Below are 20,447 nucleotides of genomic sequence, written 5' to 3' on the forward strand. Positions count from 1 at the left end.
TCCAGTCATTCGCATGGCGATGCGTGTGCTGCTGGAAAAGGAAGGTCATGTCATCGTTGGTGAAACCGACAATGGCGTGGACGCGCTTTCGCTTGTCAAGGACCTGATTCCCGACCTGGTCGTTCTGGATATCGGTATTCCCCGCCTTGATGGCCTGGAGGTGATCAGCCGTATTTCCGCCTTCGAGTTGCCGCTCAAGGTGCTGGTGTTGACCGGGCAGAGCGCCTCGTTGTTCGCCATGCGCTGCATGCAGGCGGGGGCTTCAGGCTTTGTCTGCAAGCAAGGGGGGCTGTCCGAGCTGATCAGTGCGGTCAATGCGGTGGTCGCCGGCTACAACTACTTCCCCAGTACGGCCGTGCGCCAGACGCGTCGCAATAACGGGCAGATGGATGATCAGGAACTCATCCAGCGGCTGTCCGATCGCGAGATGGCCGTGCTCCAGTACCTCGCGAACGGTTATTCGAACAAGGAAATCTCCGAACAGATGTTCATCAGCAACAAGACGGTCAGCACCTACAAGACCCGCCTGCTGCTGAAGCTCAATGCCCATTCGCTGGTTGACTTGATCGAATTTGCCAAGCGGAACGCGCTGGTCTGAGGTGTTGGATGTGCCGCTTCCGCTTTTTCGTCAGTGTGTTGCTACTCATCTGCTGCGGATGGGTGATGGCGGAGCAGCACGATTGGGCCTCGATCAACCTGCTGGCTCGTTCGGCCGACGAGCCAGTCAGGGTGCAACTTAGCGATTCCAACTGGCAATGGCTAAGAGACAAACGCGTGCTGCGCGTGGGCGTGACCGCGCCGGATTACGCCCCGTTTGATATCACCGGCAGCGGCACTGACCTTGAAGGCATCACCGCCGATGTCGTCGGAATCATTGCCGACTCGCTCAATGTTCGAGTCGAAGTACGACGTTACCCCGATCGAGATGCCGCCGTGGCTGCGTTGTTGCGCGGAGATATCGATCTATTGAGCCGTGCCACGGGATACGAGGCTGCACGGCCAGGCGTTGTACTCTCTGTACCGTACTTCTCCAATCAACCGGTCATCATCGGGCCGGCGAGCACGCGCCTGGAAAGCAGCGAGCAGTTCGTTGGCAAGCGCATTGCGGTAGTCAGTGACTACTACCCGGCAGGGGAGCGCGATAAATACCTCACGGGTTCCACGGTGCAAAGCTATCAGTCAGTGCGCCGGGCCTTGGAGGCGGTGGCTTTCGGTCAGGCAGACCTGTTCGTTGGCGATGCATTCAGTGCGCAGTACCTGATCAGCCAGGGATATCTGGCGAATCTGAAACTCCTCAACTTTGCCAGCTTCAATGGCCAGGGTTTCAGCTTTGCCTTGAATGCTTCTGACCGGACGTTGCTGGGGATCATCGACCGTACCCTGGCCTCCATTCCTCGGCAGGTCGAGACTACCATTCAGCGTCGCTGGAGTCCCGGCGGCAGCAGTCCCATCGCTGGCCAGCGGCTCATCCTGACGCCTCAGGAGCAGCGCTGGGTGGACCGTCATCCGCGGCCGAGGGTCGTGATCGATCAGGCTTTGGCGCCCGTTTCCTTCTTCGATGCCCAGGGCCAGTTCCGAGGTATCACCGCCGACCTGCTTGAACTTATCCAGAGCCGCACCGGTGTTGAGTTCGATGTGCGCCCGCAGCCAAGCGTCACGGCGATGCTGGAGCAGGTACGTACGGGAAAAGCCGACGTTATTGCCGCGCTTACACCGACTGCGCAGCGTGAGGAATGGCTGGGTTTCACACGCCCTTACATGACCGCGTCCTTCGTGGTCGTGGTGCCGGAAGGCAGTGACTGGCTGCACAGCCTGGACGATCTCGACGGACACAGCGTCGCTGTTCCCCGAGGTTCCGTCATCGCGGACTTCATGCGTGCTCGCCATCCGCAGGTAAAACTGTTGGAAGTCGAGAACAATATCGACGATCTCTCCATGATCAGTGAAGGGAAGGTGGACGCCGGCATTCACCTGCTGTCGTCTGCCAACTACCTGATCTCCCGCTATTACCCTGACCTCAGGATCGCTCTGGCCCTGGACCGTGAGCCCGGACAGTTCTCGCTGGCGGTGTCACAGGCAGACCCGGAACTGCTCAGCATTCTCAACAAGGCGCTACTGGCCATCTCGCCTGAGGATCTGAGCAATATCACGGCGCGTTGGTCGGCCAGCGCGGAAAGGCCGGACAGCATCTGGAAGGGCTACCGCAAGCAATTCATCCAGCTCGCCTGGGCAGCAGCGTTGACGCTGCTTGTCGTGCTGCTGTGGAACGGGTGGTTGTGGCGCAAGATGCGTCGTCGTCGGGATTCGGAGAAAGAGCTCAGCTACCGTCTCGAATTCAAGCGTGCTTTGATCGATGGCATTCCTCAGCCTGTGGCAGTACGTGATCGTGATGGACGCCTGGTCACCTGCAATATCGGTTTCATCAAGGAGACCGGGATGCCTCGCGAGTCGGCAGACGGTTCACGGGTTGTCGACTGTCCCTGGTTGCAGGCAGCCGATGCGCAAGTGCTGCAGCAGATTCATCAACAGGCCATGGAGCAGGACTCAAAGGTGGCTTCCGACCTGATACTGCAGCTTCGAAGCGAGGTTCGGGAAATCTATTACTGGGCTACGCCGTACCGTGGCCCGAGTGGGGATATCTCTGGTGTCGTGACGGGCTGGATCGATGTCACCGAACGTGAACGGCTGCACCACCAGTTGGAGGCTGCGAAGGAGCAGGCAGAGGAAGCCAACCGTGCGAAGAGCACTTTCCTCGCCACCATGAGCCATGAAATCCGCACACCGATGAACGCCGTGATCGGCATGTTGGAGTTGGCACTGACCCGCTCGGATCAGGGGCACTGGGAGCGAGAGCCGGTCGAAGTGGCCTACGATTCGGCTCGCTCCCTGTTGACGCTGATCGGCGACATCCTGGACGTGGCCAAGATCGAGTCCGGACGTCTGACGCTGATGCCGGAGCGCGCCCACCTGCGCGAGTTGGTGGAGTCCGTTGCGCGCGTGTTCGATGGGCTGGCACGGCAAAAGTCCCTGGAGCTCAGGATGGAAATCGAGGCGGAGACCGCCTGCGATGTGTTGATCGATCCCCTGCGGTTCAAGCAGATACTGTCGAACCTGGTCAGCAACGCCATCAAGTTCACGGACGCCGGCCAGGTGAGGATTCGCGTCTATGGCGAGCGTGTCGCCGGTGAGCGACTGGCGCTCGAGGTGAGTGTGCAGGACAGCGGGATCGGCATTTCCGAGGATGAACAGCGCCAGTTGTTCGAGCCTTTCAGTCAAGTTGCCCGGAGTGGTGCTGCCAGTCGAGGCGGCACGGGCCTGGGGCTCACCATCTGCCGTAAGCTGGCGGAGATGATGGGCGGGACTGTACGCATGGAAAGCCGGCCCGGCGAGGGCACCACGGTCACGGTGCGCCTGTTGCTGCAGACCTTGGAAAGCCTGCCCGAATGTGACGTTGGGCGGGCGGAGGTGGTCCCGAGGACTTCCCATTCGCTGAAGGTCCTGGTGGTCGATGACCATGTGGCCAACCGGTTGCTGTTGACCCAGCAACTGGAGCACCTGGGGCATCAGGTCGAGGTGGCCTCCGACGGCTCCCAGGCATTGCAGTTGTGGCATCCGGGGGATTTCGATCTGGTCATCACCGACTGCAATATGCCTGTGCTCAACGGCTATGGTCTCGCTCGGCGTATTCGCGATCTCGAGGAAGAGATGGAGGCTGAACACTGCGTGATCTTCGGGTTCACCGCCAACGCACAGCCCGACGAGATAGAGAACTGTCGGCGAGCTGGTATGGACGATTGCCTGTTCAAACCCATTGGCCTGGATAACCTGCGGGTAAGGTTGGACGCCGTACCGAAGATTTCAGTTACTCCTGACGACTCGGTTGCTGTGGAAGAAAAACAGGGTGACGAGTTCGATCTGAAGTCACTGAGGGAGATGACCGGCGGAAATCCTGGTCTGATCCGCCGCCTCCTGGAGGAGTTGCACAGCAGCAACCGGATCGATATCGATCAGGTTCGCCCACTCTGGGAGGCAGGTGACTGGAAGCAACTGGCCGATCTGGCCCACCGCATGAAGGGGGCCGCACGCCTGGTCAATGCTGGCATGCTTCAGGACCTGTGCAGCAAGCTCGAAGGTGGCTGCAAGGACGGTCTCGACAGCAAGGAATTGCGCAACCGAGCGTTGGCCGTAGAGCAGGCGATGGCGACCTTGCAGGATGATCTGCTGCAGCAATTGCGCAAGCTGGCCGCCTAGCCTGCACGGCCGTTCAGCTCGGGCTGGAGCGGCCGGTCATTTCGCGCGCCATCTCGGTGGCATAGCTGTCGGTCATCCCGGCGATGAAGTCTGTTACGCGCAGGAAGGACCGATAGAGTGTCCAACTCGGGTCCGGCGCGTAGTGACTCAGCAAGTCGAGGATCCGCTGGTTCTTGAACGACGGCGAAGACTGGCGGTGCTGTTCCAGTACAGCGCCACAGAAGGAGTTCAGCAGGATTTCCAGGGTGGTATAGGCGCCGATCTCGTGCAGGGTCTTGCGCTTGTCCTGGAAGATCTTCTCCCTCGCCATCGCTTTGGCGCGTTGCACGCAGCGCTTGGCCGGGCCATGCATGTGTTCTACCAGGTCGCCTTGCAGGCTTCCCGCGAGCAGGGCCTTTTCCTGTTCGACGAAGGCACGAGCGGCGGCGTTGGTCAGGTGCTCGATGGCCTTGCCGCGCAGGATTGCCAGCTTGCGCCGGCGCGAGTCCTTCGGGCCGAGCTGGCGGTAGGTTTCCGGCAGGTCGTCGCCGACCAGGTCGAGCAGCAGCGCTTCGACTTCGCTGTAGTCCAACAGCTCCATTTCCACGCCGTCTTCCAGGTCGATCAGGCCGTAGCAGATGTCGTCCGCCGCCTCCATCAGGTAGACCAGCGGGTGACGTGCCCAACGCTCGTCTTCCAGTTGCGGCATGCCCAGTTTCTGGGTGATCTGCTCGAGCAGTGGAAGCTCGCTGCGGTAGCAGCCGAACTTGTGCTTCTTGTAGCCGAGGGAGTCGGCGTGGCGAGCCGTCCAGGGGTACTTCAGGTAAGTGCCGAGGGTGGCATAGGTCAGGCGCGTGCCGCCGTCGAACTGGTGGTACTCGAGCTGGGTGAGCACGCGAAAGCCCTGGGCGTTGCCTTCGAAGTGCAGAAAGTCGGAGCGTTCTTCCTCGCTCATGCCATCCAGCCAGCCGCGCCCGGCAGCCTGCTGAAACCAGTGGCGGATGGCGTCTTCGCCGGAGTGGCCAAAGGGCGGGTTGCCGATGTCGTGGGCGAGGCAGGCAGACTGCACGATCACGCCCATGTCCGACGGATCGCACCATTCCGGCAGGCGGTCACGAATGATCTCGCCAACGCGCATGCCCAGTGAGCGGCCGACGCAGCCAACCTCCAGTGAATGGGTCAGGCGAGTATGAATGTGGTCATTGCTCGACACCGGGTGCACCTGGGTCTTGCGCCCCAGGCGGCGGAAGGCACCGGAGAAGATGATGCGGTCGTGGTCCTTGTGGAAGGCGCTGCGGCCGAGCTCGGCGCTGCTGTGCACCGGTTTGCCGAGGCGCTCCCGGGGGAGCAGGGTGTGCCAATCCATTCTTCTTTCCGCAATCGAGAGAGTTACCGGCAACGCTAGCTGTTCGCGCTGGCAATCTCAATCGCGGCGCTAGAGGCCTTCGGCGTCGATATCGATGAGCAGAAGACGTCGACCCTGGTCGATGAACTGGCCTGCCGTCATGCAGTACTGGTTGGTGGTGGCGTCGCGATAGGTGTTGGAGAGTGTCAGGCGGCGTTCTTCCCAGCCTTCGGCGAGCAACTGGTAGAAGTAGGGGCGCCAGGACCAGTTGTGTCCCAGGTAGCGACGGTTCTCCTTCCAGAACAGACCGTTCCATTCCAGGTTCGGCGAAGTCTGGGTGCCGTGGCGGTCGCACTGGTAGATGCGCAGCAGGCGGCTGAAGGATTCCGGCGCCGGCGGCAGGCTGCTGAGCATGGCGCCGCCTTCTGCCCAGGGGCGCAGCATGTTCATCAGTTCGGAGAGTTGCTGGCGCAGCTGGATGAGGTTGGAACGCTCCTGCAGCTTGCGACGCACATACTGGTCGCGGCGCAGGGCAAAGGCTTCGCGGAAGGCGTCGCTGGCAGGGAATTCCAGAGCTGGCTTGGCGAACAGAAAGCCCTGCACGTAGCGCGCGCCGCACTCCAGGGCGAAGTCCATCTCCTCCTCGGTTTCCACACCCTCGGCGATGATCCAGCAGCCGGTCTTCTCCGCCATCTGCGCCAGGGCTTTCACCACTTCACCGCTCGGGCCGCCGCGGGCGGCTTCCTGGAAAAGGCGCATGTCCAGCTTGAGGATGTCCGGCTGTAGCGCCAGTACGCGGTCCAGCTGCGAGTAGCCGGCACCGAAGTCGTCGATGGCGATCCGCGCGCCAGCTTCGCGGTAGCGCGCCACCACTTCCGGCAGGCGCTGATGGGCGCCGCCCAGTTCGGTGATTTCGAAGACCACGCGCTCCGGTGGTACGCCTTGCTGCTGCAGTTGCTTGAGGCTGGGCAGCGGTTGGTTCGGGCGCAGGCGGCTGATCCAGCGCGGCGAAATATTAAGGCTGAGGAACCAGTCCTTGGGTGCTTCGTGGATGCGAGCGAGGGCAGCGTCGCGGATCTGTCGGTCGAGACGGCGCAATTCGGCCAGGCCGACTCTTGGGTTGAAGAACAACGGGCCGACCGATTGCAGGTCGCCGTTTTCCTGGCGCAGCCGGCCCAGTGCTTCGACACCGGCGATCAGGCCGGTCGCGGTGTCGATGAAGGGCTGGAAGCAGGCGATGGGTTGCCCGTCGATCAAGGGACACATCCTTAGTGGCGTGACAGGGAAGCGCTCAAGCGCAGCTCACTCTCACTTAGCAAGAATGTGGCCAGTCTAGACGTCAGAGGTGTGTCGAGGGAGCGGGAGGGTCCTGGGGCTCGGGCTTGCTGCGCATCTGCAGGATGATCGGGACGAGGGCGATGCCTACGCGCAGCAGTCGTATCCAGCGGCGCTTGCGGCCGAACAGCAACGCCAGGGCTGCGGCGCCGCCGGCGCCCCAGAGCGGGAGACTGCCGCCCAGGCTGCCGCGTACGCTCTGGCCTACATTACGAGCCTGCTTCAGAGGTTGCAGCAACAATTCGCCCTCCTGGCGAATCTGCTGGCGCTGCATTTCCATGCGCAGGAGGACGATAGCCTTGCGCAGTTCGGCTCGGGTCAGGTTGCGGGCATCGGGCATTTCGCTCATGGCAACAGTCGCTCCCGGTCGCGGGCCAGTTCTTCGAGGGTGGCGCTGAACGGCGAGCTCTCGTCGCTGACCAGCATGTGCAAGCGCCAGGCGCAGAACAGGCTGCCGCCGACGTAGAAGAGGCAGAGCCCGATGGCGGCCTGCAGGCGGTAACTGTCCCAGAACAGGATCAGCACCAGCACCGACAGGGCGACTAGCAGCAGCAGGGCGAAGACCAGCGCGAGGCCGGCCATCAGCAGCATCTGCACGGTGCGGGTCTTCTGCTCCTGCAACTCGATGCCGAGCAGTTCGACGTGCCCGTGCAGCAGGCCCAGAACCGCGGCGCCGAAGCGCCGCGGGGAAGGGGAGTTGGCCGAAGTCTTCGGCGCGGCGTCCATTCCGTCGCTCATGGATCAGCGCCGGCTGACCAGCAGGCCGAGCAGGAAGCCGACACCGGCGGCGATACCCACGGCCTGCCATGGGTGATCGCCGACATAGTCTTCGGTGGCGTCCACGGCAGCTTTGCCCTGGTCGCGCACGGAGTCCTTGGTGGAATAGATGGCATCGCGGGCGCGCTTGAGGCTCTCATGGATCTGCGCGCGCATCTGGTCGGCTTCGGCGCCGGCCAGGTCGGCCGAGCTCTGCAGGAGTTTCTCGGTGTCGCTGACGAGGGCCTGGAATTCGGCCAGGAGTTCATCCTTGGCGGCGTTCACTGCGGTCTTGCGAGGCATGTGATGCTCCTTGTGCGGGTTGAGGTTCCTAGTTTTCGAGCCCCGGGGGCGGAAGAAAGTTTCTCATAAATTCGAGCTGGGGCCGCTCTCGTGTGCGAGTTGAAGCCTAGTCGCTGATGGTTTCACTGGTGGTATGCCGCTTGCATTTCTCTGGTGCGCATGGAGAGCAGAGCGCCCCACGGCGGGGCGTTCCCGGTGCCTGAAGCGCTCGGGAATATGAGCTCAACTCACTGAAAAACATAAGGAAGTACAAGAAATTGCGAAGCTGGTCGGATGGCTCGTGGGTCATTCTGGTTCAGCACTCGGCTCCTCCGTGGTGCGCCATTGCTTCAGCGTGGTGCGACGCAGGGTCGCCGCGAGCCGTTTTGGTGCTTTCCCCTTGACCTCCGGGGCTGCCTGTAGCGATGGAAAACCTCAATAGTGCCGTAGAGACGCTGGTCCACGGCTCCAATACGCTGTTCCTCCTGATGGGCGCGGTCATGGTGTTGGCCATGCACGCGGGCTTCGCCTTCCTGGAAGTGGGTACGGTGCGCCTGAAGAACCAGGTGAATGCCCTGTCGAAGATCCTCTCGGACTTCGCCATCTCGACCCTGGCCTACTTCTTCATCGGCTACTGGATCGCCTATGGCGTCACTTTCCTGCAGCCGGCGGCGACGCTGGCGAACGAAAACGGCTACGCGCTGGTGAAGTTCTTCTTTCTGCTGACCTTCGCCGCAGCGATTCCCGCGATCATTTCCGGCGGTATCGCCGAGCGGGCCCGCTTCGGCCCGCAGTTGTGCGCCACGGCGCTGATCGTGGCCTTCGTTTATCCGTTCTTCGAGGGGCTGATCTGGAATGGCAACTTCGGCTTCCAGGATTGGTTGAAGGCCGAGTTCGGCGCGGCCTTCCATGATTTCGCCGGTTCCGTGGTGGTGCACGCTTTTGGCGGTTGGCTGGCGCTGGCGGCGGTGGTCCTGCTGGGGCAGCGCAATGGTCGTTATCGCGAGGGCCGACTGGTCGCTTTCGCGCCGTCGAACATTCCGTTCCTGGCGGCGGGGTCGTGGATTCTCATTGTCGGCTGGTTCGGCTTCAACGTGATGAGTGCCCAGTCGCTGGCAGGGGCGAGCGGGTTGGTGGCGGTGAACTCATTGCTGGCTATGGTTGGCGGCACTGTGGCGTCGCTGCTGGTCGGTCGCAATGATCCGGGATTCCTGCACAACGGCCCGTTGGCTGGGCTGGTGGCGATTTGCGCCGGCTCCGACCTGATGCACCCTATCGGAGCCTTGGCTACCGGCATGGTGGCGGGCGCGCTGTTTGTCTGGGCGTTCACCGCGACCCAGGTGCGCTGGAAGATCGACGACGTGTTGGGTGTCTGGCCACTGCACGGCCTGTGCGGTGCCTGGGGCGGCATCGCCTGCGGTATCTTTGGCCAGCAGGCGCTGGGAGGGCTGGGCGGTGTCAGTCTGGCCAGCCAGGTGATCGGGACTTTGCTCGGTGTGGTGGTGGCGTTCGCCGGCGGCCTGCTGGTGTACGGCCTGGTGAAGTCGGCGGTGGGCATCCGCCTGACGAAGGAAGAGGAGTACTACGGCGCCGACTTGTCGATCCACAAGATCGGTGCGCTCAGCCAGGACTGAATCGTCCAACGTGAAGCAAAGAAAAAGCCCGGCAGATGCCGGGCTTTTTCGTCACGCCGTGAGGGTTACCAGAGCGGCATGGTGTAGCTGACGATCAGACGGTTCTCGTCGTAATCGTTGGTGTAGTTGGTGCGCATGGTCGCGTTACGCCACTTCACGCCGAGGTTCTTCAGCGGGCCGTCCTGGAAGACATAGGCGATGTCGGTGTCGCGTTCCCATTCCTTGCCTTCGCCGTCGGTGGTGATCAGGTCGATGTTGTCACCTTTCACGTAGCGGGTCATGAAGGTCAGGCCGGGGATGCCGAGGCCGGCGAAGTTGTAGTCGTAGCGAGCCTGCCAGGATTTCTCGTCCTTGTTGGCGAAGTCGCCAATCTGGATGTAGTTCACCAGGTAGGGGTCGGTGCCGTTGATGTAGGCGAAGCCGGTGTCGCCGCTCATCTTCTGGTAGCCGACGCCGAAGGCGTGGTAGCCCAGGGCATAGGTGAACATGGCGTTGAGCGCCTTGTTGTCGACGTTGCTGCCGCCGTCGTCATCGGACTTGGCCCAGCGGATATCGGACTTCAGCGACTGCTTGTCGGCGATCGGCAGCACGTGGATCAGGCCCAGGTAGTGCTGTTTGTAGATGTCTTCCAGGCCGCCGTAGTGGTAGCTGGTGCTGAGGCTGTCGGTCCACTTGTAGGTGAGGCCGCCGAACAGGAATTTGTTGCTCGTGGTGGCATCGCCCAACTTGATGTTGCGCTTGCCACCGCCGGTGATGGTCATGTCCTCGTAGTCGGAGGAGTCACGCTGGTTCACCTGGTAGAGGCGGCCGCCATCGACGGTCAGGCCGTCCAGCTCCGCGGAGTTCAGGGCGAAGCCGCTGAAGGTCTGCGGCAGCAGGCGGGTATCGTTGAACTGCACCACCGGCATTTTCGGCATCAAGGTGCCGCCCTTCAGGGTGGTCTTGGATGCACGCAGTTTGGCGGTAACGCCCAGGTCGCCGTAGCTGTCTTCGGCGCGGCCGTCACTGCGCGAGCGCTGTAGCAGGCCTGTGCCGCTGCGGTCAGGCGAGGAATCGAGTTTCAGGCCCAGGGTGCCCAGGGCGTCGACGCCGACACCGATAGTGCCGTCGGTATAGCCCGATTCGTACTTGAGGATGAAGCCCTGGGCCCATTCCTCGGCCTTGTTCTGGGTAGGGGCCGGGCTGTCCTGGCGGAAGTCGCGGTTGAAGTAGAAGTTGCGCAGTTCGACGGTGGCCTTGCTGTCCTTGATGAAGTCGGCATGGGCAATGGTCGGAACGGTCAAGCTGGTACCCAGCGTGGCCAAAGCCACGGCACGGGCGATCGGGGTCTTGCTCATTGTTATTGTCTCCTCGAGCGCTTGGGGCAGTTTGATGATGCCGACTGGATCAGGGTCGGCATGTCAATCTGTTACAGCCTATCTACTAAATCATTACCGAATGTTGACGACCCTTAGACCTTAGTCGCTGATTAGTGAGCTGGCTATTGAAGCGCTGGGCGGCGACTGGCGTGGCTTTCACTGAATCCAGTGGGGGTAGTAGCCCAGTTTGTCCTGCACCTGGGCGTCATGGGCGGGCACCACGGTGAGGTTTGGATAGGCAAGCATCAGTTCGTGCACGCGGGCCACTTCGGCCAGGGTCTGGTCACGGTCGCTGTCTACCAGCTTGCGGCTGACCCAGAACTTCTCGCGGGGACCGGTGAAGCCGGACAGGCGCCAGGTGGTGTCGCCGCTGAAGAAGAAGCGCCGGCCATCTTCGAGGGTAATGAACAAGCCGACCGAGCCAGGCGTGTGACCACGCATCGGTACCAGCACCAGGCTGCCGTCGCCGAACAGGTCGAGGCTGCGGTCGTAGCCCAGGAAAGGGCCGGACTCGAACTGGAAGGGCGTCCACATCACCGGATGGCGGAACTGGCTGGGAAACACGGCCGGTGGCCGGGCGATGTGGGCGTAATTGATTTCCTCGTAGGTCGCCCAGACCGGCACGTCGGGGAAATCCGCGAGGCCCGAGGCGTGATCCCAGTGGGCATGGGACAGGATGATCCGATCGAGGCGGATGCCGCTTCCCTGTAGTTGCTCGCGCACCGGTTTCAGCCCTTCGTACTGGAACAGCGGCTTGTCCCACCAGGGCATGTCCTGCTTGAACTGTGCGTCCGCCTGACTTCCCAGGCCGGTGTCGAACAGCAGGGTCGCGGCGTGGTGCTGGATCAGCACGGCGGTATGGTTGAGTGGGACCTTTTGCGTCCAGCCGCCTCCGGCCACGGTAAATGCATCCAGGGTCGTGACACCGGAAGTGCGGATCAGCGAAAAGCGCAGGCCGGCAGCCTGGACGTTCAGGCAGGCAAGGGCGAGCAGCCCGGCCAGCAACAGGGGTGGCAGACGCATCGGAATTTCCTGTTCGTGGAGCGCAAGGGAGCGCCGCCGTATGGGCGGCGGCGCGGTCAATTACAAGAGAATCAGAAAAGAGTCAGAAGGCGGGTTGCGCGACGTAGCCGGGCAGGGCGCGCACACGGGCCAGCCAGTCCTGCACATAGGGATAGCCGGATGGCTCCAGGCCTCCTTCCGTCGCCAGGGTGACGTAGGGGTAGACGGCAATGTCGGCGATGCTCGGCTTGTCCGTTTGCGCCAGCCAGCGGTGGTCGGCCAGCGTGGCGTCCAGCAGTTCCAGCGCATGACGCCCCTTGGCCTGAGCGGCAGCCAGGTCACCAGGACGTTTGAACAACTGGATCACCCGCGCCATCGCCAGTCCGTGCTGCACCTCGTTGGCCGAGAAGCTCAGCCAGTTGGCGATGCGCCCCTGGGTAACGGCGTCCTGCGGGTACCAGTGCGGCTCGGCGTACTGCCGGGCGAGGTAGGCGAGGATGGCATGGGAATCGCCCAGGCGCAGTTCGCCATCTTCCAGTGCTGGCACCTGGCCGCGCGGGTTGATCGCCAGGAAGGCGGGGCGTTTGTGCGCACCGCCCATCAGGTCCACCGGCAGCAGCTCGGCTTTCTGGCCAATGAGCCCGAGGAACAGGCGAACCTTGTAGCAGTTGCCGGAAAGCGGGACGTCGTGGAGTTTCATGGCGGGAGTCCTTTGCGATGTTGTTGTGGGGACGACGAGATAGATATTAGACAGACAGGTCTGTATAGTTCAAGCGAATTGACCGTCCACCAATCGGCATCCGCATTGTCGCCGTCGACAGTGGTCCGGCTCCCCACGAGCGCCGAGCCTCGCGCATAATGTCCGGTCAGGAGGTAATGCCATGGCATCCAGCAAACGCGAGCTGCTGCTCACCACCGCCCAGGATCTCTTCTACCGTGAGGGCTATCACGCCACCGGTATCGACCGAATCCTTGCCGAGTCGGGCGTCGCGAAGATGACGCTGTACAAGCACTTCAAGTCCAAGGACGAGCTGATCATGGCGGCGCTGGAAGAGCGTCATGCCCGCATGGTCGAGCGCGTGGAAGCGGCCGAACGCATCCTCGCACCGCGCGAGGCGATCCTGGCGGTCTTCGACGGCCTGCAGGAAGTGCTCAATGGCCCGGACTTCTGCGGCTGCGCCTTTATCCACGCCGCCGGCGAGTTCCACGACCGCGAGCATCCCATCCACCAGCAGGCCGCCGAGCACAAGGCCTTTCTCGGCCGCTTCTTCGCAGCCCAGCTATCGCGATTGGGGGCGACGGAGCCGGAAGCCCTGGCCCGCCAGCTGCAATACCTGCTCGAAGGCGTGCTGGTGATGGCCCACATGCAGGGGCCGGCGCAGCAAGGGCGAGAAGCCCGCGCCGTGGCAGACACGCTGCTCAAGCACGCTGGAGTCTGAATTCATGTCATCCACTCAGGAGCCCTCCATGCCTCCGGAATGCCAACTCTTCGGCACCCTTGGCTGCCACCTCTGCGAAGTGGCCGAAGCCGTGCTGATGCCCTTCGTCGAGCACGGCCTGCTGGTCGAACTGGTGGACATCGCCGACCGCGAGGAATGGGTCGAGCAATACGGCCTGACCATTCCCGTCCTGCGCCGCTGTGATTCCGGTGCTGAGCTCAACTGGCCCTTCGACGCCGAGCAGGTCGCTGTCTTCCTCAGCCGCTGATGCCTTCGGCGGCTTTCCCCTCCTCAATCAACCGATGCGAGGCGCATTGCAATGAAGATCGGATTTCTCGGATTGGGCGGCATGGGTGCTGCCATGGCTGCCAACCTCATCAAGGCCGGCCACCAAATCGTTGTGTGGAATCGCTCGCCCGGCGCCGCCGAGCCATTGGTAGAGCTGGGAGCCATCGCCGCCGTCACACCCGTGCAGGCGTTCGATGTCGAGTTGGTGATTTCCATGCTGGCCGACGATGCCTCTACCCGTGCCGTGCTGCTCGACAGCGGCGCCCTGGCTTCGGCCAAGGCCGGGCTGGTACACCTGAGCATGGCCACGCTGTCCACTGCCTTCGTGGGTGAGCTGGTCGAGCTGCACCGCGAGCAGGGCGTCGAGTTCGTTGCCGCGCCGGTATTCGGTCGCACCGATGTCGCCGCCGCCGGCAAACTGAATATCCTGGTGGCTGGCCCCGAGGCGGCCATCGCCAAGGCGCAGCCGGTGCTCGATGTGCTGGGGCAGAAGACCTGGCCGCTGGGTGACGACCCGCTGCGCGCCGTCGCCGTGAAGATCGCCGGCAACTTCATGATCGCCAGTGCCATCGAGGCGATGGGGGAGAGTGCCGCGCTGGTGAAGACCTACGGCGTGGCGCCGGGCGAGTTCATGGAGATCATGGGTAACACCCTGTTCAACGCGCCGGTCTACCGCAACTACGGCGCGCAGATCGCTGAGCAGCGCTTCGATCCGGCTGGCTTCCGCCTGGTGTTGGGGCTCAAGGATGTCGGCCTGGCGCTGTCGGCCGGGCATGAGCAACGCGTGCCGCTGCCGCTTGCCAGCGTCCTGCGTGACAATCTTCTCGAAGCCATCGCCCACGGTGACGGCGAGCTGGACTGGAGCGCCCTGTCGCAGGTTGCGCTGCGCAAGTCCGGGCAGCTCTGATTCGCCCATGAAAAAGCCCGTCCAACAGGACGGGCTTTTTCATGCCTGTGAATTCTTCGTCCGAGGAAAATTGCAGGCAATAAAAAACCCGCCGTTAGGCGGGTTTTTCGGGATTTGGTCGGAGCGACTGGATTCGAACCAGCGACCTTCTCGTCCCGAACGAGACGCGCTACCAAGCTGCGCTACGCTCCGTTTGATGGCGCGCATTCTACCGAAAAACATTTGATGCACAAGGGGTTAGCTAAAAATTTTTGAAAAAAATTTCCAGGCCCCCTGAATACACGAACGCCCCGCAGACCGATCAGGGCCTGTGGGGCGTTCGTACCACCGGGAGAATCAGAGGTCCTTGACGGTCCGTACCTGATCCTTGTTCACGCGGGCGGTTTTGCCATCCAGCTGTTCGAACTCATAGAAGCCGGATTCTTCGTCGTACTTGGGTTTGTCGACCGACTGAATCTCGCGTCCATCGTTCAGGGTGATGACGGACGGGGTGGAGCAACCAGCGAGCACGCTAAAGCCCAGGGCGAGCAGGAAGGCGGGAAGCATCCGTTTGTTCATGGGTGAATCTCCTGATGAGCGAACATAAAAGTACGAAAAGTCTGACCGGAAGCTTTGCAGCATAGTTCCCGGAAAATATTCGCCTGTGTCGCTATCGGGCGTGATAGAGCAGCTCCGGGGTATTCAGATTGGCCAGGCGCGGGTCATCGGCCGGGCAATCCACGGCCTGCAGGCCCAAGTTCGAGAACACATGGCGCGGGCTGCGATCGCCCTGGTTCCAGGCAGCTTCTATCTGTGCCCGCATTGCCACCGGGATGATGCTGAACAACGGCTCCCACTGCGTGCCGCAGCGCAGCATGTGCACGAGGTCCGGCGCGGCGGCGGATGCGCGTAGCAGGCGCTCCAGCAGGTCGGCATCCAGGCGCGGCGCATCGCAGGGCAGTACCAGCAGGTGGGTGTGGCGTGCACTGGCCAGGCCTGCGCGAATGCCGGCCAGCGGACCGGGGAAGTCCGTGCTGTCGTCCTGCACCAGACGGTCGGCGAAGCCGGCGTAGAGGTCCGCGTTACGGTTGCAGGAGATGATCAGGTCGTCGCTGAACGGGCGGGCGAGGGCGGCGGCGTAGCTCACCAGCGGGCGGCCCTGCCATTCCAGCAGGCCCTTGTCCTGGCCGCCCATGCGCTGGCCGCGTCCTCCGGCGAGAATCAGGACGGAACAGGAGGGCAGCGGGGCTTGTGGCATGTCAGGGTCTCCGGGGCGGGCCTGTGATATAACACCGCGCATTCCAACCTCACAAGCAAGGGCCCTCATCATGAGCCACAAGGCCGAGCAGCCATTCGTCCCGCTGAACATTGCCGTTCTCACCGTCAGCGACACCCGCACCCTGGAAACCGACACCTCCGGCCAGCTGTTCGTCGACCGCCTGAAGGCCGCCGGCCATAACCTGGCCGCTCGCGTCCTGCTCAAGGATGACCTCTATCGCATCCGTGCCCAGGTAGCGACCTGGATCGCCGAGGACGAAGTGCAGGTCGTGCTGGTGACCGGCGGCACCGGTTTCACTGGCCGCGACAGTACTCCGGAGGCGGTAACCTGCCTGCTGGACAAGGTAGTGGACGGTTTCGGTGAGCTGTTCCGGCAGATTTCCGTGGCCGACATCGGCACCTCCACCGTGCAGTCCCGCGCGCTGGCCGGCCTGTCCAACGGCACCCTGGTCTGCTGCCTGCCGGGTTCCACCAATGCCTGCCGCACCGCCTGGGATGGCATCCTCGGCGAACAGCTGGACGCCAGCCATCGTCCGTGCAACTTCGTGCCGCACCTGAAGAAGGCGGCGCCCTGCGAGAGCCGCGGATGAGCTGCTGCGACAAGCCGGGGCTGCTGCCGGTCGAGGACGCCCTGGCACGCCTGCTGACCCTGGCGGAGCAGTCCCCGATCCTCGATATCGAAACTCTTCCGCTGAGCGAGGCAGATGGCCGCGTACTGGCCGAGCCGCTGCTCGCCGGGCTGGACCTGCCGCCTTGGCCGAACAGCGCGATGGACGGCTATGCGTTGAGCCAGGCCGACTGGCAGGGCGAGGCGTTGCCGGTCAGTCAGAAAATCTTCGCCGGGCAGGCGGGCGAGCCGCTGTTGCCGGGCACTTGCGTGCGCATCTTCACTGGCGCACCGATACCCGAAGGCGCCGATTGCGTCGAGATGCAGGAGAACGTCGAGGTCCTGGAAGACGGCCGCGTACGTTTCCTCGAAGCGCTCGAGGTGGGGCAGCACGTGCGCCCGCAGGGCCAGGAAACCCGCAAGGGCGACTGTGTGTTGCCGGCGGGCACGCGGCTGGGGCCGATCGAGATCGGGCTGGCCGCCTCCCTCGGCCATGCCGAACTGACTGTGCGCCGCCGTCCGCGCGTAGCGCTGCTGTCCACCGGCGATGAGCTGGTGGAGCCGGGCCAGCCACTGGCACCCGGGCAGATCTACAACAGTAACCGCCATCTGCTGCGCACCTGGCTGCAACGTTTTGGTTGCGACGTGGTGGACGCCGGCATTCTCCCGGATGACCTGGAGCGCACCCGCGCCGCGCTGGCCGGTCTTTCGAATGTCGACCTGATTCTTTCCACTGGCGGCGTGTCGGTCGGCGAGGCGGACTTCCTCGGTGCGGCCCTGCGCGAAGCGGGCGAGCTGGCGTTGTGGAAGCTGGCGATCAAGCCGGGCAAACCGCTGACCGTTGGCCATTACCAGCAGGTGCCGGTGATCGGCCTGCCGGGTAATCCCGCGTCCACCCTGGTGACTTTCGCGCTACTGGCGCGGCCCTACCTGATGCACCGTCTCGGCATGCAGAAGGTCGAGCCGCTGCGCTTGCAGGTGCCCGCCGGATTCAACTGGACCAAGCCGGGCAACCGCCGCGAGTACCTGCGTGCGCGCCTGGAGAATGGCCGCGCAGTGCCCTATGCCAACCAGAGTTCTGGTGTGCTGCGCAGCGCAGCCTGGGCCGAAGGACTGGCGGAAGTGCGCGAGGGGACGACCCTGGCTGAAGGCGATTGGTTGACCTTCATTCCGCTCAGCGAACTGCTGGACTGAGTGTTGGGAGCACAATGAAGAACGCCGGTCTCAGACCGGCGTTTTTTTATGCTGCTGGCGGTACTCGCCGGGCGTCTGGTCGGTCCAGCCCTTGAAGCTGCGATGGAACGAGCGCGACTCGGTGAAGCCCAGGTACTGGGCGATGTCCTGGATCGGCAGGTCGCTGTGAACCAGATAGTGCTCGGCCAGTTCCTGACGCAGTTCGTCGAGGATCTGCTGGTAGCTGGTGCCCGCCTGCTGCAGGTGGCGCTGCAGGGTGCGCACGGTCATGTCGAAGCGCTCGGCGACGCGCTCCTTGCGCGGCAGGCCATCCTTGAGCAGCAGGCGCAGGGCGTTCTTTACCCTCAGTGGCAGCGGCTCGTCGTCGTCCAGCTCGGCCATCAGCGCCAGGGCGTGTTCTTCCAGGGTGCGCAGCAGGTTGGCGTCAGCCTGACGCAACGGATAGCTCAGCAACTGCAGGGGGACCAGCAGGGCGCTGAAGGGCTGCTCGAAACGCACCGGGCAGCCAAACAGCTGCTCGTACTCGGTGACGTCGGTGCCTTCGGGCTGCGCGTGCTCGAACCAGACCTCCTGGGGCGAGCCATTGGTGTCGGCGATCCAGCGCGCATAGAGCAGCCAGGACGCCAGCACGTTTTCCACCATGTGCCGGCGGATCTGCGCAGCCTCGTGGCGACAGTTCCAGATCAGCTTGATGTGGTCCGCGCCAGGCTCCAGACGGCTGACGCCCATGTCGCCGACGAGCTTCTCGTAGGGAATGATGCGGCCCATGGCTTCGCCCAGGTTGGCGCAGTTCATGGTGATGTAGCCGAGCACGCTCCACGAGCCCGGCTGCACGAAGCGTGCGGAGTGCAGGCCGAACAGCGGATCGCCGGAATGCGCACTCAGGTGTTGCAGCAGGCGCTCGTGGGCTTCACTGGGCAGGCGCTGGCTGTTGTCGCTCAGTTGCGAACGCTCCAGGCCCGCTGCCTGAAGGGCGACGTCCAGGTCCATGCCGAGCGATTCGGCGTGGCGCAGGTACTTCAGCAGTGCAGGGACGGATGTGTAGCCGAGGGAATGCATGGCGTGAGTTCTTGTTCTGGGTGTCTCGATCGGCAACTGCGCCTGTCTTGATCCGACAGTGACAGGGCAGGGCGGCTGGCTAGTATAGGCAGCCATCAAGCGGCACCGAAATAGCAATCGAAATTGCAGACAGAGACGCTGAATAAAAGGAGCGGGCATGCGACGCTGGAACGGCTGGGGTGAAGAAACGACGGTGGTGGAACTGCCCGATAACGGGCGTGGCTTTCTCGCCGATCTGGTCGGCCCTGGCCTGACGCTGCCGGACGCGACGCTGGAGCAGGTGCTGGCCAAGGTGCCGGTTTCGCGCCTGCCCGAACATCCGCTGGTGGTGCGCGAGGCCCGCGACCGGCTGCTGCACGCCCGCGGCCAGAGCCTGCCGGACTGGCTGGCGATGCGCGAAGGCGACTTCGGCGTGTTCCCCGATGGCGTGGCCTACCCACAGACCGCCGAGCAGATTCGCGAGCTGCTGAAGTTCGCCGAGCTCTGGGACTGCCTGGTGATCCCCTACGGCGGCGGTACTTCAGTGGCCGGCCACATCAACCCGCCGGTGTCCGACAAGGCGGTGCTCACGGTTTCCCTGGAGCACATGAACCGCCTGCTGGAACTGGACGAGCAGAGCCTGATCGCCACCTTCGGCCCCGGCGCCAACGGCCCGCAAGTAGAAAGCCAGCTGCGCGCCCGTGGCTATACCCTCGGTCACTTTCCGCAGTCCTGGGAGCTCTCCACCCTCGGTGGTTGGGTTGCCAGCCGTTCCAGTGGCCAGCAGTCGCTGCGCTACGGACGCATCGAGCAACTGTTCGCCGGCGGCACTCTGGAAACCTTCGCCGGCAGCCTGGAGATTCCGACCTTCCCGGCGTCCTCCGCCGGTCCGGACCTGCGCGAAGTGGTCATGGGTTCCGAAGGTCGCTTCGGCATTCTCTCGTCGGTGAAGGTGCGGGTCACGCGCATCGCCGAGGACGAGCGCTTCTACGCGGTATTCCTGCCGTCCTGGGAGCAGGCGCTGGAAGGCATCCGCACCCTGGTGCAGGCGCGCGTACCGCTGTCCATGCTGCGCCTGTCCAATGCCGTGGAAACCACCACCCAGCTCGCACTGGCCGGCCATCCGGGGCAGATCGCCTGGCTGGAGCGCTACCTGAAGCTGCGCGGCGCGGCCGAGGGCAAGTGCATGCTGACCTTCGGCGTCACCGGCGATCGCGCCCAGAATGCGATCTCGCTGCGTGCTGCACGGCGCATTCTCAAGGCCTTTGGCGGCGTGTTCACTGGCACCCTGCTGGGCAAGAAGTGGGCGCAGAACCGCTTCCGCTTCCCCTACCTGCGCGAAGCGCTGTGGGAGAACGGCTACGTAGTCGACACCCTGGAAACCGCCACCGACTGGTCCAACGTCGACAATCTGCTGAACCGTATCGAAAACAGCCTGCGTGAGGGCCTGGCCGCCGAAGGCGAGCGCGTGCATGTGTTCACCCACCTGTCGCACGTCTATGGCGAAGGCTCGAGCATCTACACCACCTACGTGTTCCGCCCGGCGGCCAGCTATGCGCAGACGCACGAGCGCTGGCGCAAGCTCAAGCACGCTGCGAGCCAGACCATTGCCAATCACCGCGGCACCATCAGCCACCAGCACGGCGTGGGCAAGGACCACGCGCCCTATCTGCCGGTGGAAAAGGGCCCGCTGGGCATGGCGGCGATCAAGGCGCTGGCCGGGCATTTCGACCCGTCCGGCCGGCTGAACCCCGGCACTCTGCTGCAGGACTGAG

20 protein-coding genes and 1 tRNA gene are annotated in these 20,447 nt (G+C 63.4%); 9 read left to right on the forward strand and 12 right to left on the reverse strand.

Going from position 1 to position 20,447, the window contains the following annotated elements; translation table 11 throughout:
* Together FAS41_RS24520 and FAS41_RS24525 are read left to right on the forward strand one after the other, a co-directional pair.
* On the forward strand, positions 1-598 hold a 598-nt coding region (locus tag FAS41_RS24520), incomplete at its 5' end, for a response regulator transcription factor (RefSeq protein ID WP_246084933.1).
* Positions 599-606: 8 nt separating this feature from the next.
* A complete protein-coding gene (locus FAS41_RS24525) occupies positions 607-4,251 on the forward strand; it encodes a transporter substrate-binding domain-containing protein (RefSeq protein WP_138525971.1) in 3,645 nt (1,214 codons plus the stop codon).
* 13 nt (positions 4,252-4,264) lie between these two features.
* Here the strand turns inward: FAS41_RS24525 and FAS41_RS24530 are convergent, their stop codons facing one another.
* The 5 genes from FAS41_RS24530 to FAS41_RS24550 form a co-directional block, all read right to left on the reverse strand.
* Positions 4,265-5,596 (reverse strand): deoxyguanosinetriphosphate triphosphohydrolase, encoded by a 1,332-nt coding sequence (locus tag FAS41_RS24530; protein ID WP_138525972.1) that lies wholly within the window; start codon positions 5,594-5,596, stop codon positions 4,265-4,267.
* A gap of 69 nt (positions 5,597-5,665) precedes the next feature.
* Positions 5,666-6,832 (reverse strand): EAL domain-containing protein, encoded by a 1,167-nt coding sequence (locus tag FAS41_RS24535; RefSeq protein WP_138525973.1) that lies wholly within the window; start codon positions 6,830-6,832, stop codon positions 5,666-5,668.
* Between the two features lie 82 nt (positions 6,833-6,914).
* A complete protein-coding gene (locus FAS41_RS24540; protein ID WP_171049544.1) occupies positions 6,915-7,259 on the reverse strand; it encodes a hypothetical protein in 345 nt (114 codons plus the stop codon).
* Positions 7,256-7,648, reverse strand: a complete 393-nt coding sequence (locus FAS41_RS24545) for a phage holin family protein (protein ID WP_138525974.1) — start codon at positions 7,646-7,648, stop codon at positions 7,256-7,258. The genes FAS41_RS24540 and FAS41_RS24545 overlap by 4 nt, the downstream gene beginning before the upstream one ends.
* A gap of 3 nt (positions 7,649-7,651) precedes the next feature.
* A complete protein-coding gene (locus FAS41_RS24550) occupies positions 7,652-7,969 on the reverse strand; it encodes an ElaB/YgaM/YqjD family protein (protein WP_045211754.1) in 318 nt (105 codons plus the stop codon).
* 404 nt (positions 7,970-8,373) lie between these two features.
* Here FAS41_RS24550 and FAS41_RS24555 point away from each other — a divergent pair, with 404 nt between their 5' ends.
* Positions 8,374-9,582, forward strand: a complete 1,209-nt coding sequence (locus FAS41_RS24555) for an ammonium transporter (protein ID WP_138525975.1) — start codon at positions 8,374-8,376, stop codon at positions 9,580-9,582.
* A gap of 65 nt (positions 9,583-9,647) precedes the next feature.
* Here FAS41_RS24555 and FAS41_RS24560 read toward each other — a convergent pair whose 3' ends face one another.
* From FAS41_RS24560 to FAS41_RS24570, 3 genes are all read right to left on the reverse strand, one after another.
* The gene (locus FAS41_RS24560; RefSeq protein WP_138525976.1) at positions 9,648-10,919 is read right to left on the reverse strand and encodes an OprD family porin; all 1,272 of its coding nucleotides are present in this window, start codon (positions 10,917-10,919) and stop codon (positions 9,648-9,650) included.
* A 177-nt stretch (positions 10,920-11,096) separates the two neighbouring features.
* Positions 11,097-11,963, reverse strand: coding sequence for an MBL fold metallo-hydrolase (locus FAS41_RS24565; RefSeq protein WP_138525977.1), 867 nt, complete (start codon positions 11,961-11,963; stop codon positions 11,097-11,099).
* Positions 11,964-12,045: 82 nt separating this feature from the next.
* Positions 12,046-12,642 (reverse strand): glutathione S-transferase family protein, encoded by a 597-nt coding sequence (locus tag FAS41_RS24570; protein WP_138525978.1) that lies wholly within the window; start codon positions 12,640-12,642, stop codon positions 12,046-12,048.
* A 181-nt stretch (positions 12,643-12,823) separates the two neighbouring features.
* Here FAS41_RS24570 and FAS41_RS24575 point away from each other — a divergent pair, with 181 nt between their 5' ends.
* The 3 genes from FAS41_RS24575 to FAS41_RS24585 are packed head-to-tail and all read left to right on the forward strand — an operon-like array spanning position 12,824 to position 14,576.
* Positions 12,824-13,381, forward strand: coding sequence for a TetR/AcrR family transcriptional regulator (locus FAS41_RS24575; RefSeq protein WP_138525979.1), 558 nt, complete (start codon positions 12,824-12,826; stop codon positions 13,379-13,381).
* A gap of 28 nt (positions 13,382-13,409) precedes the next feature.
* Complete coding sequence (locus FAS41_RS24580) at positions 13,410-13,649, forward strand: glutaredoxin family protein (protein WP_280055757.1); 240 nt, start codon at positions 13,410-13,412, stop codon at positions 13,647-13,649.
* Between the two features lie 51 nt (positions 13,650-13,700).
* Positions 13,701-14,576 carry an NAD(P)-dependent oxidoreductase gene (locus FAS41_RS24585; RefSeq protein ID WP_138525981.1) on the forward strand — a complete coding sequence of 292 codons (876 nt, stop codon included), beginning with the start codon at positions 13,701-13,703 and terminating at the stop codon, positions 14,574-14,576.
* Between the two features lie 115 nt (positions 14,577-14,691).
* Here FAS41_RS24585 and FAS41_RS24590 read toward each other — a convergent pair.
* The 3 genes from FAS41_RS24590 to mobA all read right to left on the reverse strand — a co-directional run bounded on the left by FAS41_RS24590 (position 14,692) and on the right by mobA (position 15,813).
* Positions 14,692-14,768, reverse strand: a tRNA-Pro gene (locus FAS41_RS24590).
* A 144-nt stretch (positions 14,769-14,912) separates the two neighbouring features.
* The gene (locus FAS41_RS24595; RefSeq protein WP_081519426.1) at positions 14,913-15,134 is read right to left on the reverse strand and encodes a YgdI/YgdR family lipoprotein; all 222 of its coding nucleotides are present in this window, start codon (positions 15,132-15,134) and stop codon (positions 14,913-14,915) included.
* Between the two features lie 91 nt (positions 15,135-15,225).
* Positions 15,226-15,813 (reverse strand): molybdenum cofactor guanylyltransferase MobA, encoded by a 588-nt coding sequence (gene mobA / locus FAS41_RS24600; protein WP_138525982.1) that lies wholly within the window; start codon positions 15,811-15,813, stop codon positions 15,226-15,228.
* 70 nt (positions 15,814-15,883) lie between these two features.
* Here mobA and moaB point away from each other — a divergent pair, with 70 nt between their 5' ends.
* Complete coding sequence (gene moaB, locus FAS41_RS24605) at positions 15,884-16,423, forward strand: molybdenum cofactor biosynthesis protein B (protein WP_081519428.1); 540 nt, start codon at positions 15,884-15,886, stop codon at positions 16,421-16,423.
* Positions 16,420-17,634 carry a molybdopterin molybdotransferase MoeA gene (locus FAS41_RS24610; RefSeq protein WP_138525983.1) on the forward strand — a complete coding sequence of 405 codons (1,215 nt, stop codon included), beginning with the start codon at positions 16,420-16,422 and terminating at the stop codon, positions 17,632-17,634. Before moaB ends, FAS41_RS24610 begins: the two co-directional genes overlap by 4 nt.
* 30 nt (positions 17,635-17,664) lie before the next feature.
* Here the strand turns inward: FAS41_RS24610 and gliR are convergent, their stop codons facing one another.
* Positions 17,665-18,693, reverse strand: coding sequence for an AraC family transcriptional regulator GliR (gene gliR, locus FAS41_RS24615; protein ID WP_138525984.1), 1,029 nt, complete (start codon positions 18,691-18,693; stop codon positions 17,665-17,667).
* A gap of 157 nt (positions 18,694-18,850) precedes the next feature.
* On the opposite strand from gliR, the gene FAS41_RS24620 reads away from it, so the two are divergent.
* Entirely contained in the window at positions 18,851-20,446 is a 1,596-nt protein-coding gene (locus FAS41_RS24620; RefSeq protein WP_138525985.1) for an FAD-binding oxidoreductase, read from the forward strand.
* Position 20,447: the final 1 nt, after the last annotated feature.

The sequence above is a fragment of the Pseudomonas nicosulfuronedens genome (assembly GCF_005877905.1).
Lineage (GTDB): Bacteria > Pseudomonadota > Gammaproteobacteria > Pseudomonadales > Pseudomonadaceae > Pseudomonas > Pseudomonas nicosulfuronedens.

Bases quoted from the DNA above. Each gene is read 5' to 3' on its own strand.
- FAS41_RS24575 (WP_138525979.1), top strand. From the start codon at position 12,824: ATGGCATCCAGCAAACGCGAGCTGCTGCTCACCACCGCCCAGGATCTC.
- FAS41_RS24540 (WP_171049544.1), bottom strand. From the start codon at position 7,259: ATGAGCGAAATGCCCGATGCCCGCAACCTGACCCGAGCCGAACTGCGC.
- FAS41_RS24555 (WP_138525975.1), top strand. From the start codon at position 8,374: ATGGAAAACCTCAATAGTGCCGTAGAGACGCTGGTCCACGGCTCCAAT.
- FAS41_RS24580 (WP_280055757.1), top strand. From the start codon at position 13,410: ATGCCTCCGGAATGCCAACTCTTCGGCACCCTTGGCTGCCACCTCTGC.
- FAS41_RS24610 (WP_138525983.1), top strand. From the start codon at position 16,420: ATGAGCTGCTGCGACAAGCCGGGGCTGCTGCCGGTCGAGGACGCCCTG.
- FAS41_RS24525 (WP_138525971.1), top strand. From the start codon at position 607: ATGTGCCGCTTCCGCTTTTTCGTCAGTGTGTTGCTACTCATCTGCTGC.
- FAS41_RS24620 (WP_138525985.1), top strand. From the start codon at position 18,851: ATGCGACGCTGGAACGGCTGGGGTGAAGAAACGACGGTGGTGGAACTG.
- FAS41_RS24550 (WP_045211754.1), bottom strand. From the start codon at position 7,969: ATGCCTCGCAAGACCGCAGTGAACGCCGCCAAGGATGAACTCCTGGCC.
- FAS41_RS24585 (WP_138525981.1), top strand. From the start codon at position 13,701: ATGAAGATCGGATTTCTCGGATTGGGCGGCATGGGTGCTGCCATGGCT.
- FAS41_RS24530 (WP_138525972.1), bottom strand. From the start codon at position 5,596: ATGGATTGGCACACCCTGCTCCCCCGGGAGCGCCTCGGCAAACCGGTG.
- FAS41_RS24570 (WP_138525978.1), bottom strand. From the start codon at position 12,642: ATGAAACTCCACGACGTCCCGCTTTCCGGCAACTGCTACAAGGTTCGC.
- gliR (WP_138525984.1), bottom strand. From the start codon at position 18,693: ATGCATTCCCTCGGCTACACATCCGTCCCTGCACTGCTGAAGTACCTG.
- mobA (WP_138525982.1), bottom strand. From the start codon at position 15,813: ATGCCACAAGCCCCGCTGCCCTCCTGTTCCGTCCTGATTCTCGCCGGA.
- moaB (WP_081519428.1), top strand. From the start codon at position 15,884: ATGAGCCACAAGGCCGAGCAGCCATTCGTCCCGCTGAACATTGCCGTT.
- FAS41_RS24545 (WP_138525974.1), bottom strand. From the start codon at position 7,648: ATGAGCGACGGAATGGACGCCGCGCCGAAGACTTCGGCCAACTCCCCT.
- FAS41_RS24565 (WP_138525977.1), bottom strand. From the start codon at position 11,963: ATGCGTCTGCCACCCCTGTTGCTGGCCGGGCTGCTCGCCCTTGCCTGC.
- FAS41_RS24560 (WP_138525976.1), bottom strand. From the start codon at position 10,919: ATGAGCAAGACCCCGATCGCCCGTGCCGTGGCTTTGGCCACGCTGGGT.
- FAS41_RS24595 (WP_081519426.1), bottom strand. From the start codon at position 15,134: ATGAACAAACGGATGCTTCCCGCCTTCCTGCTCGCCCTGGGCTTTAGC.